The sequence below is a fragment of the Streptococcus suis genome, assembly GCF_016743335.1.
Lineage (GTDB): Bacteria > Bacillota > Bacilli > Lactobacillales > Streptococcaceae > Streptococcus > Streptococcus suis_Y.
Window position 1 is genome coordinate 1 of sequence record NZ_WCJE01000084.1, and the last position, 2,326, is coordinate 2,326.

Annotated in this window: 3 protein-coding genes and 1 pseudogene; 2 read left to right on the forward strand and 2 right to left on the reverse strand. The window is 28.8% G+C overall.

Annotated elements, in window-relative coordinates:
• Positions 1–270 (forward strand): annotated as a pseudogene (locus tag F9856_RS12400) (XRE family transcriptional regulator); the annotation flags it as partial.
• Positions 271–396: 126 nt separating this feature from the next.
• The gene (locus F9856_RS11890) at positions 397–1,296 is read left to right on the forward strand and encodes a LysR family transcriptional regulator (RefSeq protein WP_202106720.1); all 900 of its coding nucleotides are present in this window, start codon (positions 397–399) and stop codon (positions 1,294–1,296) included.
• A 111-nt stretch (positions 1,297–1,407) separates the two neighbouring features.
• Here F9856_RS11890 and F9856_RS11895 read toward each other — a convergent pair whose 3' ends face one another.
• Both F9856_RS11895 and F9856_RS11900 read right to left on the reverse strand, forming a co-directional pair.
• Positions 1,408–2,022 (reverse strand): Fic/DOC family protein, encoded by a 615-nt coding sequence (locus F9856_RS11895; protein WP_202106721.1) that lies wholly within the window; start codon positions 2,020–2,022, stop codon positions 1,408–1,410.
• Entirely contained in the window at positions 2,015–2,203 is a 189-nt protein-coding gene (locus F9856_RS11900; protein ID WP_074658354.1) for a hypothetical protein, read from the reverse strand. The genes F9856_RS11895 and F9856_RS11900 overlap by 8 nt, the downstream gene beginning before the upstream one ends.
• Positions 2,204–2,326: the final 123 nt, after the last annotated feature.

Sequence of the window (2,326 nt, forward strand, 5' to 3'; positions counted from 1 at the left end):
ATCAGAAAAAGCTGGGTTAGGTTTAAAATATATTAATCAGATTAAAGAAATCAAAACATTAATATAAGCATTCAAACTCTTAATAAAGTTATTGCTGCGCCAGATTTAACGACAGAAGAATTTTTTAATTTTAATAACTTAGAAGAAGTGCCTGAACCACTATCTGATGTCACCTTTAGACGCTTAAAAATGAAAATAAAGCAACTTCCCAAAGAGAAACAAGCATCTCTTATTGAAATTTTTGAAAAAATACTTGATCAATTTGATTAAATCAAAATAGCAAACCACTGTATTATTGATTTTGGAAGCTACTTTATGGTTGACATTATAGGAGAAAGAATGTAATATAGTCAAACACAACATTTCCTATAAAAATTATCTATATGAGGTAATAAAATGAAACTTCGTCAATTGGAATACTTTAATGCCTTATGCACTTTAAAAACATACTCAAAAGTAGCAGAGAAATTTAAAGTCAGTCAACCTACCGTTAGTTATGCTATCAAATCTCTTGAAAAAAGCCTAAATACTTCGCTTGTTACTAGAAATCAATCACATTCAGAGATTATTTTAACATCAGAAGGGGAACTCTTTAGAAAATATTCCGAAAAGGCTATACAACAACTAGATATTGGGAGAGCCGCATTAAAATCTTTTAAAAATCCACGGATAAAATTTGGTATATCAGCAAATTTATCACGATTTTTCAATCTTACTAACCATCTTTCAGATATTGAAAATATATTTCAAAATGAAATTAGTTTAATTGAAGATGGTTCAAAAGAAATAACTAGTAAAATATCATCCAACGAAGTAGATATTGCACTCTTCGCATCATATAAAGAAGTTTATAGTGATCACCTTGATTTAATGAAACTAACCTCTTTGCCATTTAAACTAGCAGTATCAAAAAAACATAAATTTGCTAATTCAGCTACAATTAGTTTGATAAACTGTAGTAGTGAAGACCTTGTTATATTTAATGAACGTTTTGTACACAATGAAGTTTTTTGGAAATATATCAATGATTCAAAGTTTATTCCAAATATTTTAGCGGAAGTTAGTGATTTAAGTAGCTTTAAAACCTTAATTGAACGGAGAAATTCAATAGGAATATTAGTGGATTTAGGGAACTTTAAAGATATAAATTTAGTTGAAATAGATAATTCTTTTCAACTAAAATTCAATATTTATATAGGTAAGCAAAAAGAATCAAAAATCAATAGTAGTTCTTTTCAAAAAATAGGACAATATTTTATTGAAGAATTAAACACAATATCGAAAATTGAAAAATAATAAAAACTCTTAGAATTCCTGACATAGCAGTATTTCTAAGAGTTTTTATTTATTACTAAAGAAAAAAGATTGAAGAAAATTATCCAAATGGACTTTTCTCCAATCTAGTACTCAGTAATGTTTTTCTAGTATTTTACCAAATAATTCTTCTAATTTCTCCAAATCACCATAGACAGTTCCATCCATATAAAGATTGTAAACTTCATCATCCTGTTCTACTCGTATTTGTGCAGAATACCCTTTTGATAGTGCTAAGGAACGAATAACTTCTCGTTGAGTTCGCCCATTACCTTCTCGAAAGGGATGAAAATAATTAAGATTATCAAGAATTTTTGCTAAATACTTAATGATTTCATCTTTTGAGTTAGCAGTTTGATGATAGGAATGAATGAGACGATTTATATAAGTTTCTGCAGCATTAAATGATTGTATTGGCATAAAAGGATTACCACTTTTAGAGATATTCACCTTACGATATTGTCCCGACCAAGCATAAACATCTTGAAATAAATAGTTATGAATGGCTAAAATATCACTCATGGAATAGACTTCAATGGCTTTCAAACGCAAGTCTGCAAGTCTTCTAGTAACGAATAAGTGTTCATTTCGGTAGGCTTCTTCAATATTTGTAATATTTTGTTTGTTGATTAAGACTGTGGAATTTGGATAGGAATATTGGTGATTGGGGTCAATGTACTCATAGCCATCGTATTGATTTTTAACCAATATTCAATTCCTTTCGTCTATTGATAACATAAGTTTTTAAATCAATCACATCTTGAACGGTAGGTTCATAATTTTCAATCATTGATGACCCAATGGCATACCAGACGGTATCAAAATCTGAAAAGTTATCAAAGGGAATCCCTAAAATTGTTAATTTTTCTTTATTTACATCAAGAGTCATGGCACACCTCCTTGTATAACATTGCCTCTATTACACTATATTATACCATAAACTCGTTATATTTACACGAAGGAATAGAGACTAAAAGATATATCATATTACCATATCATATTACCCATTGTA